This is a genomic window from Bdellovibrio sp. HCB274 (genome assembly GCF_047306075.1).
In the GTDB taxonomy this organism is placed as follows: domain Bacteria; phylum Bdellovibrionota; class Bdellovibrionia; order Bdellovibrionales; family Bdellovibrionaceae; genus Bdellovibrio.
Genome location: NZ_CP178623.1, coordinates 2280937 through 2297270, shown reverse-complemented (window position 1 = coordinate 2297270; position 16334 = coordinate 2280937). Strand labels below are relative to the sequence as shown.

10 protein-coding genes are annotated in these 16334 nt (G+C 47.0%); 8 read left to right on the top strand and 2 right to left on the bottom strand.

What is annotated here, in order from left to right:
* The first annotated feature begins 67 nt into the window (after positions 1 to 67).
* The 5 genes from ACLWNV_RS11185 to cysS all read left to right on the top strand — a co-directional run bounded on the left by ACLWNV_RS11185 (position 68) and on the right by cysS (position 6469).
* Positions 68 to 475 (top strand): hypothetical protein, encoded by a 408-nt coding sequence (locus ACLWNV_RS11185; RefSeq protein ID WP_413584519.1) that lies wholly within the window; start codon positions 68 to 70, stop codon positions 473 to 475.
* Positions 476 to 543: 68 nt separating this feature from the next.
* Positions 544 to 2655: a S8 family serine peptidase gene (locus ACLWNV_RS11180; RefSeq protein WP_413584518.1), complete on the top strand. Its 2112-nt coding sequence runs from the start codon at positions 544 to 546 to the stop codon at positions 2653 to 2655.
* 181 nt (positions 2656 to 2836) lie between these two features.
* Complete coding sequence (locus ACLWNV_RS11175; RefSeq protein WP_413574853.1) at positions 2837 to 3331, top strand: CarD family transcriptional regulator; 495 nt, start codon at positions 2837 to 2839, stop codon at positions 3329 to 3331.
* Positions 3332 to 3411: 80 nt separating this feature from the next.
* Complete coding sequence (gene gltX / locus ACLWNV_RS11170) at positions 3412 to 4896, top strand: glutamate--tRNA ligase (protein WP_413584517.1); 1485 nt, start codon at positions 3412 to 3414, stop codon at positions 4894 to 4896.
* A gap of 121 nt (positions 4897 to 5017) precedes the next feature.
* Positions 5018 to 6469, top strand: coding sequence for a cysteine--tRNA ligase (gene cysS, locus ACLWNV_RS11165; RefSeq protein WP_413584516.1), 1452 nt, complete (start codon positions 5018 to 5020; stop codon positions 6467 to 6469).
* Positions 6470 to 6527: 58 nt separating this feature from the next.
* Here the strand turns inward: cysS and ACLWNV_RS11160 are convergent, their stop codons facing one another.
* Entirely contained in the window at positions 6528 to 8225 is a 1698-nt protein-coding gene (locus tag ACLWNV_RS11160; protein ID WP_413584514.1) for an ArnT family glycosyltransferase, read from the bottom strand.
* A gap of 139 nt (positions 8226 to 8364) precedes the next feature.
* Positions 8365 to 10665 (bottom strand): penicillin acylase family protein, encoded by a 2301-nt coding sequence (locus tag ACLWNV_RS11155; RefSeq protein ID WP_413584513.1) that lies wholly within the window; start codon positions 10663 to 10665, stop codon positions 8365 to 8367.
* Positions 10666 to 10782: 117 nt separating this feature from the next.
* On the opposite strand from ACLWNV_RS11155, the gene uvrB reads away from it, so the two are divergent.
* Genes uvrB through murJ form a run of 3 tightly spaced genes read left to right on the top strand, consistent with a single transcriptional unit; the run spans position 10783 to position 16332 of the window.
* A complete protein-coding gene (gene uvrB / locus ACLWNV_RS11150) occupies positions 10783 to 12861 on the top strand; it encodes an excinuclease ABC subunit UvrB (RefSeq protein ID WP_413584512.1) in 2079 nt (692 codons plus the stop codon).
* Positions 12848 to 14737, top strand: a complete 1890-nt coding sequence (gene uvrC / locus ACLWNV_RS11145) for an excinuclease ABC subunit UvrC (protein ID WP_413584511.1) — start codon at positions 12848 to 12850, stop codon at positions 14735 to 14737. The genes uvrB and uvrC overlap by 14 nt, the downstream gene beginning before the upstream one ends.
* A 23-nt stretch (positions 14738 to 14760) precedes the next feature.
* On the top strand, positions 14761 to 16332 hold the full coding sequence (gene murJ / locus ACLWNV_RS11140) for a murein biosynthesis integral membrane protein MurJ (RefSeq protein WP_413584510.1): 1572 nt from the start codon (positions 14761 to 14763) through the stop codon (positions 16330 to 16332).
* The last annotated feature ends 2 nt before the right edge of the window (positions 16333 to 16334 follow it).

The window sequence follows — 16334 nt, the reverse complement described above, 5'->3', positions numbered from 1 at the left end:
ATTTGTATCCTATCCTTTGAGTAGAGCTGTTTGGATAACGGCTCTAGTACACAAGGATGTGTTCAAAATGACAAAGCGTTCCATCAGCCTGTTGGCTGTTTCTATTCTATTTTCATCGGCGGCATTTGCTGCTGTTCCTCAGTATAAAGTGAATATGCGTGTTGGCTTAAAAGGTGCTGCACCCATCTCTATTAATACAGTTACGAAATCCGGTAAGAAAGCATACATCAGTGAGTTTTCTGACGATGGACAAAGCGAAACTGTTGTCGAAGTGATGGCACGCAAATCCAAGCAAAACAGCAAAGACGGTCTTTACATGGATGTGACGGTGACGAAACGTGTTCGTGGGCAGAAGAGAATCTCTGAGCGCACACAAGTGTTTGCACCCAACAATCAAGAGACCGAGTTTGGGATGAACTCCAAAGGTCGGATGATGGGCAACATGTCTCTTGCCGTCATGGCGCATCAACTTTAAATCGCAAATGTTAAGTTCTTTACATTAAAGAGTTGCTCATGATGCAATTCCCCGCAGAGGGGGAATTTATGCAAAGATGGACTCATCTTATGGTTACGTCAGCACTTGTGGCTTCGGTTGCAAGTCCGGCATATGCGGGGAGCTTGTTAAGATTCAATTCGGGAACAGTGAATCCTGGATCGGACATTCAAACTTCATCATTGGTGGCAGATCAATCTGTCGGCGATTACATCGTTCAATTTTCAAATAAAATCACTTCCAAGGATCGCGCAGCTCTTGAAGCTCGCTTTGAAGTCTTTGGTTACCTTCCGGATGATGCGTTGGTTGTTCGCGGAACTTCTTCAGACTTGAATTCTTTCCGTCAAAATCACGCGGGCGTTTACGCAGTTGTGAAGTATCAAGCTCAGTACAAAATCAGCAATGATATCATGCCAGTAAGCGTATTTAATAAAGATCAGTCTCAAAGTGTTTTGATTCAGATTTTCAAAGCTGCAGACTCTAAGTCTGTAGTTCCTGCTTTGAAAAAAATGAAAGCAGAACTTCAAGTTGTGAACGGTAAGTCTATTGTAGCCTTGGTTTCTCGTTCTCAAATCTACAAAATCGCAAACCTGACGGGTGTTGAACACATCCAAAGCACTCCACAGATCACAACAATGGATTTCCCATTGGATCAACAAATGGATGTTACGGTTAAAGGTGCCGGCGATTACTCAGACATCACAGGTAACGAAACGGGAACTCAAGTTATGAAATTTGATTCCGCTTGGAACCTGGGTCTAACAGGTCGTGGTCAAATCGTATCCATGGCTGATACAGGTTTGGATTCTGGTGACGTTAACCAAATCGCTTCTGACTTTTCCGGTGCGGTAAAATCAGGCTACGCGTTTGGTTTGTGGTCCAGAACTTGGGAAGATCCAATGGGTCACGGAACTCACGTTGCAGGTTCTATCATGAGCCGTGGTACTGCTTCCGGTGGTCGCCTTAAAGGTGGCGCTTATGATTCCATGATGGTTGCTGAAGGCATGTGGTCCAAGATGCTAAATGGTTTAGGAGTTCCTTCTAAGCTTGCAGATTTGTTTGATAAAGCAAACAACGACGGCGCACGCGTTCACTCCAACTCTTGGGGCGCAGTTAAAAATTTCGGTGCTTACGACGGCATGGCAGTTCAGGTGGATGAGTGGATGTCCAACAACCCTGATATGCTTGTGATCTTTGCTGCTGGTAACAGCGGTGTGGATGCAAACAAAGACGGTCGTATCGATGGTGGTTCTATCGGAACTCCAGGAACTGCGAAAAACGTTTTGACTGTGGGTGCTTCCAAAAACAGAACTAAAACGGGTGGTATTCAGGTTCCAGTTAGCAAACTTCGTGCAGCAGCTGAAGTCTGGTCTGCAGAGCCGATATTCTCTTCCATGTTGTCTGACCGTGAAGACGGTATCGCGATGTTCTCTTCCCGTGGTCCAACATTGGACGGTCGTGTGAAGCCGGAAATCGTGGCTCCAGGTACAAACATCCTTTCCAACCGTTCTCATATAAAAGATGCTTCTCCACTTTGGGGTGCCTACAATGATGATTACGCTTGGTCCGGTGGTACTTCCATGGCGACTCCGCTGACTGCGGGTGCGGTGGCAATTGCCCGTCAAATGTTGATTGAAAAATGGGGAGTTCAAAACCCATCTGCAGCGGCTTTGAAAGCAATGATCATGCACTCTGCTGATGATATGTACCCAGGTCAATTCGGTGAGGTTGGTGCAGCTCGTGGTCAGGAGATCCTGACTCGCAGACCAAACTCTGACGAAGGTTATGGTCGTGTGAACATGGATAACATGGTTCAGATGATGAAAAACACGTTCGTTGCTGACAACCGTGAGGGCGTAGCGACGGGCCGTGAAGAAGTGCTTGAGTTCCAGGTTCAGGAATCCAGCAAAATCTACGCAAACTTGGTTTGGACCGATGCTGCAGGTTCAGCGAATGCTGCTAAAGCTCTAGTTAATGACCTTGATTTGGTATTGGTTGGTCCAAATGGTTCCATCACTATGAACGATCACATCAACAATAACGAAATGATTGAAACGACGATTCCTGCAGGCAAATACAAGCTTGTGGTTAAGGGTGCGAACGTTCCTGCTGGTAAAAACGGTGGCCGTCAGCCTTATGCCCTTGTTTTCAGCGTTAAGTAGATCTGTTTAAGCTTTAATCGATTATTGATTAAATAGCTGAAATTATTGAGTAAAGGCCCCATCTTTGATGGGGCTTTTTTCGTTCCAAATCTTCTGAAATCTTTTCCAATGCGCCGCTCTGGTTTGATAACTCGTGTCATTTTTGATAGAAGTAGCAAGGTCATTAGTGGAGGTGTTCCGGATGCTCACGTTTAATATCGGCGATAATGCAGTTTATCCTGGCTATGGCGTAGTTAAAGTTGTCGCTATCGAGACGAAAGAGATGCTTGGCACTAAAATCTCGTTCTACAACATGCAGTTGGTAGATACGGGCCTTAAGATCATGATCCCAACTACAAACGTTAAATCAGCGGGCCTTCGCCCTATCATCTCCAAAGATGAAGCTGCACGCGTTGTAGGCATTCTTAAAGAAAAAGACGTTAAAATCGACAACCAAACTTGGAACCGTCGTTACCGTGAATACATGGAAAAGATCAAAACTGGTTCTGTATTCGAAATCGCTGAAGTTTTACGCGATTTATTCCTTTTGAAAGCAGATAAAGAGCTTTCCTTTGGTGAGCGCAAGATGCTTGATTCCGCTCGTTCCCTTTTGTTGAAAGAGCTGACTTTGGCAACTTCTGAAGCTGAGCTTTTCAATGAAGAAGAAGTGAAAGCGATCTTCGGGATTACTGGTTAATTCTGGACGATTTTAAAATTTCATATTAGGTTTAAGGCTCGGAAATTCCGGGCCTTTTTCTTTTTTTGGGAGTCGACTCAATGCCCTCACAAGCCTCTTCTAAAGTTCGCGTTCGTTTTGCACCTTCTCCAACTGGTTATTTGCACGTTGGTGGCGCTAGAACTGCCTTGTACAACTATCTTTTTGCCAAGAAAAATGGCGGCGAGTTCATTCTGCGTATCGAAGACACGGACGAGGCGCGCTCTACTCAAGAATCTTTGCGTGGTGTGGTTGATGACCTGGTTTGGTTGAATCTTTTGTGGGCCGAGGGCGTGGATCCGGTCACTTTGAAAGATCAAGGACCTAACGGTCCTTACAAACAAAGCGAGCGCATGGATATCTACAAGAAGATTGCCGAGCAGCTTTTGGCTGAGGGCAAAGCTTATTACTGCTTCCTGACTGACGAAGAAATCGAAAAGCAGCGTGAAGCGCAGATGAAAGCAGGCGGGCAGCCGCACATTCAATCTCCGTATGCGGATTGGACTTTGGATCAAGCCAAAGCCAAAATGGCCGAGGGCGGAACTCCGCCAGTGGTGCGTTTTAAAACCAAGCACCTTAAAAAAGACTATATCTTTACTGACATTGTTCGCGGTGAGGTGAAGTTCCCATCCGACATGGTGGGGGATTTCGTTCTTCTTCGTGGTGGCGGTATGCCGGTTTATAATTTCTGCTGTGTGGTGGATGATCATTTGATGAAAATGACCCACGTATTCCGCGCGGAAGAACATCTTCCAAATACTCTTCGTCAGTTGATGATTTACGAAGCGATGGGCTGGAAAGCGCCTGAGTTCGGTCACATGGCTTTGATCCTGGATGAAGACCGTCAAAAACTTTCTAAACGTAAAGGTGCTGTGGCTTGTGGTCAGTTGAAAGACGAAGGCTACCTGGCTTCTGCGGTATTGAATTTCATCGCTCTATTGGGTTGGTCACATCCTGAAGGTAAAGAGATCATGTCAGTTGATGATATGGTTTCAGCATTTGATATCTCTCGCTTGAATCCATCGGGCGCGATCTTTGACCGCGTGAAATTCAAGTGGATGAATGCACAACATCTTCGTGCTCTTCCAAATGCAGAGTTGTGGAAAGCGATTCAACCGTTCCTGGCTCGCGAGAAAATGGAATTACCTGCAGATCCGGTTTGGCAGGACAAGTCTTTGAACTTGTTTAAGCCCTACATGGAAGTTTTGGCAGACGCGATCACTTTGTATCGTCCTTTGAACGACAACTCTTACGTGATCCAACCGGATGCGGAAGAAGTGATGAAGCTTGAAACGACGAAAGCCGTTTTGACGACTTGGAAAGAATTGGTTCAGGCACACAGTGCTGAATACATGACAGAGGAAGAATTCCTTAAAATCCAGGACGAAGTAAAAAACAAAACGGGTGCTAAAGGTAAAAACCTATTCCAGCCAATTCGCGTGGCAGTAATCGGTCAACCTCACGGAGCAGAACTAAAAATCCTGGTTCCACTAATGAAAAAGCAATCCCTGGTAGCCCGCGCTGAAAAAGCCCTAGCCACCCTGTAAGGTACGGACACACTTTTGGTAGCAATAGTGTGTCAAAGTGGTCTTGGGTAAATAGTTGAAGTTTGAATATATATGATGCGGATGCACTACCAAAAGTGTGTCCGTACCTTTTGAGGAAGTTATGTCATTGAAGATTTATAATTCGCAGTCACGTCAGTCTGAGGAGTTTGTTCCTTACGATCCAAAGCATGTGAAAATGTACGTGTGTGGACCGACGGTTTATAATTTCCTGCACGTGGGTAACTTCCGTGGGCCTGTTGTGTTTAATATGGTTCGCAATTGGCTGGAGTACTTGGGTTATAAAGTGACCTATGCACTGAACTTTACGGACGTGGATGACAAGATCATCAATAAGGCAAATGAACTGGGCATGCAGCCTGGTGAAGTGTCTGAAAAGTACATTGCGGAATACAAAAAAGATTTTGCAAGTTTGGGACTTCGTGCACACGACATGAACCCTAAGGTGACTGAACACATGGAAGACATTCTTTCCATGGTGGGTACCCTGATCGACAAGAAAGTCGCTTACGAAGCTCAGGGCGATGTTCTTTACTCTATCGAATCATATAAGGATTACGGCAAGCTGAGTGGTCGTCACACTGACGAATTGCTGGCGGGTGCGCGTGTTGAGGTGGACGAGAAAAAACGTTCACCGATGGACTTTGCTTTGTGGAAGGCTGCCAAACCTGGCGAAATCTCCTGGCCGTCTCCGTGGGGACCGGGGCGTCCCGGTTGGCACATCGAGTGCTCGGCGATGATTAAAAATATATTCGGTGATCAGATCGACATCCACGGTGGTGGTATGGATTTGATTTTCCCGCATCACGAAAATGAAATTGCTCAGTCGGAAGGCTGCACAGGCAAGCATTTCGTGAAGTACTGGATGCACAATAATATGTTGAACTTTGGGGGACAGAAAATGTCCAAGTCCCTGGGTAACATCGTGTCCCTGCGGGATTTTGTAAGCATGTACAATGCCGAAATCTATAAGTGGATGATTCAATCTGTTCACTACCGCACGATGAGTGAGTTCGGTGATGCAGCGGTTGATCGTGCGATTTCCGGTTTAGCTCGCGTTTATTCTTCCTTGGCGATGGCGGAAAGTTATCTGACTTCCGAGGCCACGCAAGTGGATGCGGGTTTTGCGAAAATCACCGATGAAGCCTGGAAAAAAGTGGAAGCGGCAATGAACGACGACTTCGGAACTCCGGAAGTGTTTGCGACGATGTTTGAAGTGGTTCGCCAGTTCAATAATCAGGTTCGCCGCGGAATGAAAGCGAATCCTGCGATCCAGGGTAAAGCTTTGGCATTCAGTCAGTTCATTAAGCGCGTTGGGGCGGTGATGGCTATGTTCCAAGAACCAGCAGGCGAGTTCCTGACAAAACTTGATAACATGCTTTTGGATAAAGCAGGGATCAAGCGTGCGGACGTGGATGCTGTTGTGGCAGAGCGTTCCCAAGCGCGTGCGAATAAGGATTTTGCGAAATCCGATGAACTACGCGATAAACTGGTTGCCATGAATATTTCTATAAGTGATACGCCGGAAGGCTCCTTCTGGGAAGTCACTAAATAGAGAATAGAAATTTGATTTCAGTAAATGAATGAAGGGCTTCGCAAGAAGCCCTTTTCTTTTAGAGTGGCTGTCTTAGTTTTTCCGGGGTTGCCGTGATTTTCACGGCCAGCGATTTTACCAGCTGCCCACAGTACACGATGCCCAAGCTGCTCCACATCAGGATCACTCCGTCAAAAGGGGCGCGGAAGCGGTTTTCCGATTTAAATATGTAGACGGTAAAGAAGATTGTCAGGATCAGCAAGGCGCTTACTTCAGCATAATCATTACGACGTTGTGCATAGGCTAAAGCTCCCAACATCGCTAGTGGCAGCAGTCCCCATTCAAATACCGGGGCCCAGATATCATATAAGAATCCAACTTTAGAACCTGAGATCGGCCATGTGCTGTTGCCATAGAAGAGATAATTTATGAATCGGAGACTTTCGACCATAACCCAGGGATTCTGACGAACGCATTCAGCACCGGCTTTCCAGAAATACGCCTGATCTGTGAAAGGGCGATCCCATTTCTTGGATGCGGTTTCATTTAAGGTTACGAAGAGCGGCGACATCCAGGAAGAGCCCGATGAGTCCGCGTTGTTTTTCCAAGGGCATTTTCCCTCGACAAAATTTAAAGCACCCGCAGTTGGACCCCATTGCATTTTTTGATAGGCAAGTTTTGTAAACACCAGATGGGGAGTCATCACCACTAAGCAGCCGACAGCCATCATCGACACTTTGACTATGGCTTTTTTTATTTGAGCGCGCTCGCGATATAAAAGCCACAAGCTAAACGCCGGAATAAAGAAAGCGTGATTACCTTTAAAGTAAAACGAAAGCATCAGTAGTAAACCGACGATAAAATAATCGCGCAGTCTGCTTGAATCCAGCGCTTTAGAGATCCACCACAATGTGGCCATGATCAGAAAGCTATAAGGGGATTCAGCCATGTAGCGAGCAGTAAACCCTATTTGCGGAACGTCCAATGCTACAAAGGTTAAGGTTAGAAAAGCTGCGGCTCTGCCGAAATTTTTTAAGACTAATAGGTAGGCTAGAAGCATCGTGCCCAAGGAGACAAAGATGCTGATCCATTTATGAAGCTCCCAATCACCCAGTAGACGGAGAGCCAATCCATAAACCGTGTAACCAATCGGCTGAAAAGTTTGGCCTGCATCGAAGGAGCCTTTCATCATTTGGACGCCACGCTGAAAGTAGGCACCCATGTCGGAAAATAAAAACATCTCCGGAGGCATCGCTATGTGTGTGGTCCAGAATCGCAGCAAGAACCCCACAATGAAAATACCAATCACGGGAATTTTCCAACGATCCTGCTTTTCAGGAAGTTTAGCCCAAAGCATTCCGACCAGTGCTAAACTTAAAAGCATCAATCCAAATAAAAGCTGTGGCGAAGACCAGTCTTTATCCAGGTAAAAACCAAAACTGCCACCGAAAGAGTCCCCCGTCAGATTCCAAGTGGTCGGCCTGTTCATGACATCAGTTTTTGAAACCAGAGCTAGGCCACGCTCGTTGTTACAGCGTGCATCTGGCGAAGACGGCAGTCCCCATTGGGTATCATTGGTGGAAAGACTATTTATGCAGCTCGCGGTGCGCAGGCGAAACTTTTTTAGATTAAAAAAGGAAGGAAGATAGGAAGCTCTGGTGTTGAACTTCACCCAAAAAAGCCCCCCATGATCGGGATTGTAATCCTTAAGAACTATCGAAGAAGCAGCCCCGCGTTCCGCCTCAAGATTTGGGCGCACGATTTCAATGTTTTCCATTTTTGGCGTCAGAAGTTGAAACCAGTTTAAGCAGACAATGGCGACAAAAAGGCTAAACCAAAAAAGACGTGTTCTTGCAAATTCCATGACCGAAGCATTTAGCCAAGGTCATGGCGAGCGGCAAGTTACTAGAATTTCATTATTCCAGAATCAACTCGTGGGATTTGTCTTTTTCGATCTCGTCGGGGTTCATTAATTGCGGGCGGTGTTTGCCAGTGACGAATGCTTCGATTTGGTTGGCATAAAACGGGGAGAGCATGTGGCCTGAGATCCCGATTGGATTGATGCCCCAGCTATGCATTACGTTTGCAAAATCCACCACGCGACGGGTGGATGCACCTGCGGTCACGTTGAAGTCACCTCCTAAAGCGCGGGCTTTGTTGTTGGTGATTTCATTGTAAGCTCCGCCCATGGGGAATGGTCCCAAATTGAAGATAGCACTGAGCGGTTTTTCGCGGCCCAATGGATGAATGTAAGTGATAGTATGAAGCTTGCCCCACATCGGAGGCTCGGACCATTTTGCAAAGGTATTGCGCAAGCCCTCAATGAAAGCCACTTCCGGTTTTACCAATTCCCACCACGGGGACTTTTCATTTTGCGTGACTCGTTCAAAGAACATCCAGGAATGGGGAGTGCCCAGATAAGCATCGCGCTGGCCTTCCAAAGGAGCCAACATCAACAAAAGACTTTCGTTGATCCACGTGTAGTACAGGCTGGCTTCGCGAGAGTTTGCATCTGAATTAAGATTCCAGTTTTTCAGTCGTTCCAACCAGGGGCCAAATTGTTTTTGCTCCTCGGCTGAAAGTTTCAGATAACCCATCATTTTTTCCAGCAACACGGCATTCGCCAGATTCAGATTCTTCACTTGCAAGGCTTGCATCTCTTCTGCTGACCATTTGTCTTTTTTAGAAAGCTCTGCCAGTAAGGTGTTTTGGCGATCTGCACTTTGCCAGTCGCCGCGAATCTCTGAATCTATTCCGGCGGGGCGTGTGTTCGCAGTCACGATCACGCCAGAAGCCGGATTTACAGAGTGAGGTTTTTCATCCCAGCTTAGAACACGTTTGTATTCGTCATTTAAGCTTGCGCCGTCCAATATCAGTTCTGAATTTGGATTTCCTTTAACTGCCACTTCACCAAACATCCACCACGCGATGTTTTCTGCATCAGCGTACATTACGTTTAAACCCGGCGCTGTGCCAGTTTTCAAAGCGTTTTCAAATGTCTTCATATCCTTAGCTTCGCCCATTTGATACAGGGCTTGCAAAGGGTCGTTGTTCACATTGTGAAAGGCCCATTTCAAAGACAGATCCGAATCAATCACATGGTTCATCAACGGCCCATGAGGAGTTTCGATAATTTCAATCGTGACAGGCTCTTGCTTTTTTACCGCAATCGTTTCCACGCGGGTTTGGTAAGCCTGCGGTTTGTGATTATAAAGCACAGTCTTATTCGTGCGATCAATGCTTTCGCGGTAAAGATCCATGTCATCAGTTTGTGACATCGTGAATCCCCAGGCGTGATTCGGCGTGTGACCTAAGATTGCAAAAGGCACCAAGGGCAGGAAGTGACCATAGATTTCAAAATCAGGTGAGTGGATGTGGGCTTCAAACCACACGGAAGGATGAGAGAAAGCGATGTGGGGGTCGTTGGCAAAAATACTTTTACCGCTGGCAGAGCGCGCTGGCGACAAAAGCCACGCGTTGCTGCTATCAAAAAGTGTCGCAAACGGAGCATGCTCAGCCACCTGCCACAGCGGACTTAGATCCACATTCCCGGCGTACTTAAGCGGAGTTTTTAACTGGTCGTTACGAAGTTCCTGAAATTGTTTGTGGGGGAATTTTTTCGCCAGGATCGTCATCATCGGATCCGTTCTAAGTGCAATTCCAAAGCTGTATGCGATTTGTCCCGTCATCACATAAGCATCAATCGGTGTAAACGGACGAATCGTTTTAATTCCCAAAATAGCCAGATCATAAGGAATCGGGCGAGTGGACGCATATTGATTTGCGCCGTCACAGAAAGCTTCCATCAACTCCCACTGTTTTGAGTCAAAGGTGCCATCTTTGCGTTTTTTTTCGATCACTTTTGCAGCAGTTTGTTTAAGCCCCAGGCTGCGGTATAGCATGTCGGATTTTAATGTTTTTTCACCGATGACTTCGGAAAGTTCCCCTTGAGTTTGGCGGCGGCCCATTTCCATCTGGAACAGACGTTCGCTGGCCATCACATAACCCAAAGCTCTAAAAGCGTCTGTTTTGTTCTGAGCGAAAATATGAGGGATGCCGACGGAATCGCGCTGAATTTTTACCGGAGCTGAGAGATTTTCAATATCGATTTTGCCATCCAAAGGAGCCAAAGAGCGGCGCATGAAGATATAAGTGCCAGCAAGAACCAAAAGAAGCAGAAGAACCAGGTAGCGCAGGGATTTTTTCAGAAATTTCATAGGTCCCACTGTCACAAAGACCAGGGCTTCAGGCAAGCCCGCAAGATGTCACTATGCAAAACGATTTCGTAGAGCGCCACTAGCGAATCGTATACTGTTTGTGCTACGATTGGAGGGATGGCCAAAACCTATAAAAAGAACTTTCAACTGGTGTCTGAGTTTAAACCTTCTGGAGATCAACCCAAAGCGATCGAGCAGATGGTGGAAAATATTGGTGCGGGACTAAAACATCAAACTCTGTTGGGTGTGACGGGTTCCGGTAAGACCTTCAGCATGGCGCATACGATTGCGCAGATCAATGAACCTGCTTTGGTGCTCGCACCAAATAAAACGCTGGCAGCGCAGCTCTATGCGGAATTTAAAGAGCTTTTTCCAAATAATGCGGTCGAGTATTTCGTCAGTTATTACGATTACTATCAGCCGGAAGCTTACATTCCATCGACAGATACTTACATCGAAAAAGACTCTGCTATTAACGAACAAATCGATCGCATGCGCCACTCCGCCACGCGTTCCTTGTTTGACCGTCGCGATGTAATTATCGTGAGCTCCGTTTCTTGTATCTACGGTTTGGGTTCGCCGGAGGCCTACGAAGGCATGATGATTCAGATCGTTTCAAATACCGAGCTGAAACGGGATCATCTTTTACGTGAACTAATACGTGTACAATATCAGCGTAACAACGTGGACTTCTCGCGCGGAACGGTGCGGGTTCGCGGGGATAACGTGGAAATCTTTCCTCCGTACGAAGAAGATCGCGCGATCCGCGTGGAGTTTTTCGGCGACTTTGTCGAAAGATTATCATGGATTGATCCCTTGACGGGGCAGGTATTGGAAGAGATCGATCAAATCGGTATCTATCCAGGAAGTCACTATGCGACCGGTGATGATAACTTAAAACGTGCGATTAAAACTATTCAGGACGAGCTACGCGATCAGTTGCAGCACTTAAACCAGAATCTGAAATTTCTGGAAGCACAACGTCTGGAGCAACGCACGTACTACGATATCGAGATGATGGAGCAAATGGGCTTCTGTCAGGGGATCGAAAACTACTCGCGCCACTTAACCGGTCGTGGACCGGGCGAGCCACCTCCGACATTGCTTGAGTACTTCCCTAAAGACTTTATTACTTTTATCGACGAGTCCCACGTAACTGTCCCGCAAATCGGGGGCATGTATCGCGGCGACCGTGCACGTAAGTCGACCCTGGTTGAGCACGGTTTCCGTATGCCATCTGCTTTGGACAATCGTCCTTTGAACTTCCAGGAGTTTGAAAAAATGATGGATAAGGTTGTCTATGTGTCTGCGACACCGGGCAACTATGAGCTGGAAAAGTCGGAAGGGATCATCGTTGAACAAATCATTCGTCCAACGGGATTGATTGATCCGGTCGTGGAAGTGCGCCCGGTGAAACATCAGGTCGATGATCTACTTAAGGAAATTCGCGAGCGTATCAAATTAAAAGAACGCGTTTTGATCACGACGCTGACGAAACGTTCCGCTGAAGATCTAACCGAGTACTACGAGAATCTTGGAATTAAGATCAAGTACCTGCACAGTGATATCGATACGATCGAGCGTTCAGAAATCCTGCGCGATTTGCGTCTGGGTGTTTTTGACGTGTTAGTCGGTATCAACTTACTAAGAGAAGGTTTGGATATCCCTGAGGTGAGTCTGGTGGGGATTACGGATGCCGATAAAGAAGGCTTCTTAAGATCCGAGCGCTCCCTGATTCAAACTATCGGTCGTGCGGCCCGTAACTTAAACGGCCGGGTTATTCTGTACGGCGATACGATTACGGAAAGTATGCGCAAAGCGATCGGGGAAACTGAGCGTCGTCGCCGCATTCAACAGGAGCATAATGAAGCCCATGGTATTACTCCGCAAAGTATTCGCAAAAAAATCCGCGATGGACTTGGGGAAGCGTTCGATGGATCTGTGGGTGGGGCTCCGCTAAAAGGCGAGAACCGTCAGCAGGCGATCATGAACAAGTTTGCCCACGAGCCGGATAAGTTGACGCAGGAAATTGAAAAGCTGCGTGAGAAAATGCGTGCGCTTTCCAAGAAGCTTGATTTCGAAGAAGCAGCGAAAGTTCGTGACGAAATCAAACGTCTGCAGATTTTGGAATTGAATTTGCGCAGTGGCGAAGTTGAGTCCGAAAGTGCTGAGGTGAACAAGAATGGCCTCAAGTAAATTCGACGAAATCCGCGACCGGGTCAGGGAATTCCCCACGCAAAGTGGCGTTTACCTGATGAAAGGTCCCGGGGATAAGATCATCTATATCGGTAAAGCGAAAAGCCTGCGCAACCGTGTGCGCAGTTACTTTACCGATAGCAAGGATCACTCGCCGAAAACGCGCCTGTTGGTTTCAAATATCCTGGAAGTCGAATACATCCTGACGAAAACAGAAGTGGAAGCTTTCTTGCTGGAAGCTTCGCTGATTAAAAAGCATCGCCCCAAGTACAATATTCGTCTGCGCGATGATAAAGCGTATCCGTATATCCGTTTTAGCTGGTCTGAAGACTTTCCGCGACTGTATTTGGCGCGAAAGGTGAAAAAAGACGGCTCGATGTATTTTGGTCCTTACACTTCCGGCTTGGCAGTGCAGGGAACCATTCGTTTTTTGAATCGCACTTTTAAAATCCGTGACTGTACCGATGCGATGTTTACGACTCGCAAACGTCCTTGCATGACCTATCAGATTGGTCGTTGTACAGCACCTTGCGTGGATTATATCACGCAAGAGGAATATAAAAGTGAGGTTGAAGGCGCGAAGCTTTTCTTGAAAGGCCAGAATAAGAAGGTCATCAAAACTCTGAAAGAGAAAATGATGGGGGCCGCTGAAGAAGAAAAATTCGAAGTGGCTGCGCGCTTAAGGGACTCTATTGATTCGATCAAAGCGATCCTGGAAAAACAATCGGTCATTAATGACACCTCTGAAAAAGATCAGGATGCTGTTGGCTATTACGGTGATGAGCGCGGCTGTTTGATCGAGACTGTCCACGTTCGTGCAGGACGCGTGATTGGTACGCGTCCTCACTTCCTGCCACATTTTGATCCGAATGATGCCGTTGAAGATCCACGGGAGTGGATGGTGGACTTCCTGAATCAGTATTACGAGGACAATTTCATCCCGGATGACGTCTTGTTGCCGCTGGATATCGGCAGTGACCTGAATAAATTGATGGAAGAAGTCCTAAAAGAGCGTTCGGGCACAAAGTCTTCAGTGCGCTTTGCAACGGACGAGCGGGGCCGTGCACTGGTGGATATGGCCAATGAAAATGCCAAGGCGCATTTCTTAAAATACGTTTCCAAATCCGAAGAAAAACTGCGCGGGCTTCAGGAAATCAAAGAAAAATTCAATCTGCCAGAAATGCCAAGACGAATCGAGTGCTACGATATTTCGACCTTCCAGGGTGCTGAAACCGTGGCTTCGCAGGTGGTTTTCGAAGAGGGTGTTCCTGCCAAGGATCACTACCGTCGTTATAAAATCAGAACAGTTCAGGGGATCAATGACTTTGCCTCTATGTACGAGGTTCTAAGTCGTCGTTTCAAACATACCGAATACGAAGATCCTCAGTTGATCGTAATTGACGGTGGTAAGGGGCAATTGTCCCAGGCGATGCGAATCCTGGCTGAAATCGGCCGAGAAGACATTCCGGTGGTGGGCTTGGCCAAAGCCCGCACAGAAAGTGATTTCCAAAAGCAGGAAGTGGAGTCCACGGACGAGAGATTCTTCCTGCCGGGTCGTCAAAATCCGGTGATCTTTAAGAACAACTCCGAGGCCTTGCATATTCTGGTGGGAATTCGTGACGAAGCCCATCGTTTTGCCATCACTTACCATCGTAAGCTGCGCGAAGGGACTTCTTTGGAGAGCGAGCTTGATTACGTCGTGGGACTTGGCGAAAAAAGAAAGAAAACTCTTTTGACTCAGTTTAACTCTATTGATGAAATTAGAATGGCCGATCCAAGTGAGATTGCAAAGCTTAAGGGTTTCCACCGCGTCCTTGCGGAGCGGGTCATTTTGCAATTGAACGAATCGGAAGAAGAAGAAGTCGAAGCCGAGTAATTTCGTTATCGAATAGAGAGTGCATGAAGAATCACGCCATCTTAGTGGGAATCGGTATTTTTTTAAGCCGCATCGCAGGCTTGGTGCGCGAACGTGTTTTTGCCCATTACTTTGGTAACTCGGCCGCAGGTGACGCTTTTAAAGCCGCCCTTAAGATTCCCAACTTCCTGCAAAATCTTTTTGGCGAGGGTGTTCTTTCAGCAAGCTTCATTCCCGTGTACGCCCAACTTTTAGCTAAGAAACACGACGAGGAAGCCGCAAAAGTCGCCTCGGTTATCGGCAGCTTAATGTTCCTGATGACCTCTTTCCTGGTGATTGCGGGTGTGTTTGCCACACCGGTACTGATTGATTTGATTGCTCCGGGGTTCGAGGGTGAAAAACGTCAGTTAACGATTCATATCGTGCAAATCCTTTTCCCGGGCACGGGTTTCCTGGTGATGTCTGCCTGGTGTTTGGGGATCTTAAATTCCCATAAGAAGTTTTTTCTTTCTTATATCGCGCCGGTTATTTGGAATCTGACTATCATTGCCACCTTAATTTTGTGGGGCGAAAAACAGACGCAGTTTGATTTGGCGATCACAGTTGCCTGGGGTTTGGTTGCGGGAAGCTTTTTACAGTTCTTTGTGCAATTGCCTTCGGCTTTGCGATTAGGGAAAAAAATCTGGCCGTCGGTGGATATGAAAATTTCCAGCGTCGCAATAGTCATGCGAAACTTCGTTCCGGTTGTTGTTTCCCGTGGGGTCGTACAGGTCAGTGCTTACATTGACAGTATGCTGGCAAGTTTGCTCCCGACAGGTGCAGTTTCTGCTTTGGCTTACGCCCAGACGCTTTACTTGCTTCCAGTCAGTTTATTCGGGATGAGTGTATCTGCGGCAGAATTGCCTTCGATGTCCCAAGCGGTGGGCAGCGATGAAGAGATTCGTACTTACCTTAAAGGTCGCTTAAATCGCGGCTTGCAACAGATTGCTTTCTTTGTAATTCCCAGCGTAGTTGCGTTCCTGTTGTTAGGGGATTTGATTGTCGGCGCTGTTTTTCAAACAGGTGAATTTGATGCCAGCAACACACGCACTGTGTGGATGGTTTTGATTGGTTCCACGGTGGGCTTATTGGCTTCAACGTTGGGACGTTTGTATTCTTCGACTTTTTACTCCTTAAAAGACACGCGCACGCCGCTTAAGTTTGCGGTTCTTCGAGTGATCGCGACCACAGGTTTGGGAGTGCTCTTTGCCTTTTACCTGCCGAAGTGGTTCGGTCTTTCGCAAGAGTGGGGCACGCCGGGATTGACGGCTTCTGCGGGATTAGCTGGCTGGATTGAGTTCTTCTTTTTACGCAGATCCTTAAACGATAAAATCGGAGCTACGGGTTTGCCTTTGCGATTCCAATTTAAAGTTTGGTCCATCGCTTTGGTTTCGGCAGCGGTTGCCGCTGTCGTGGGTCGTTTTGTTCTGCCACCGGAATGGCATGTGATTCTAAGAGCACTGGGCGCTGTCGCAGTCTATGGCCTGCTGTATTTTGGAATGGGTTATGTCTTCAAGGTCGAGCAGGCCCAGGGCTTTATTCAGAAAGTATTGCGTCGTTTAAAGCTGGTTAAGTAGTC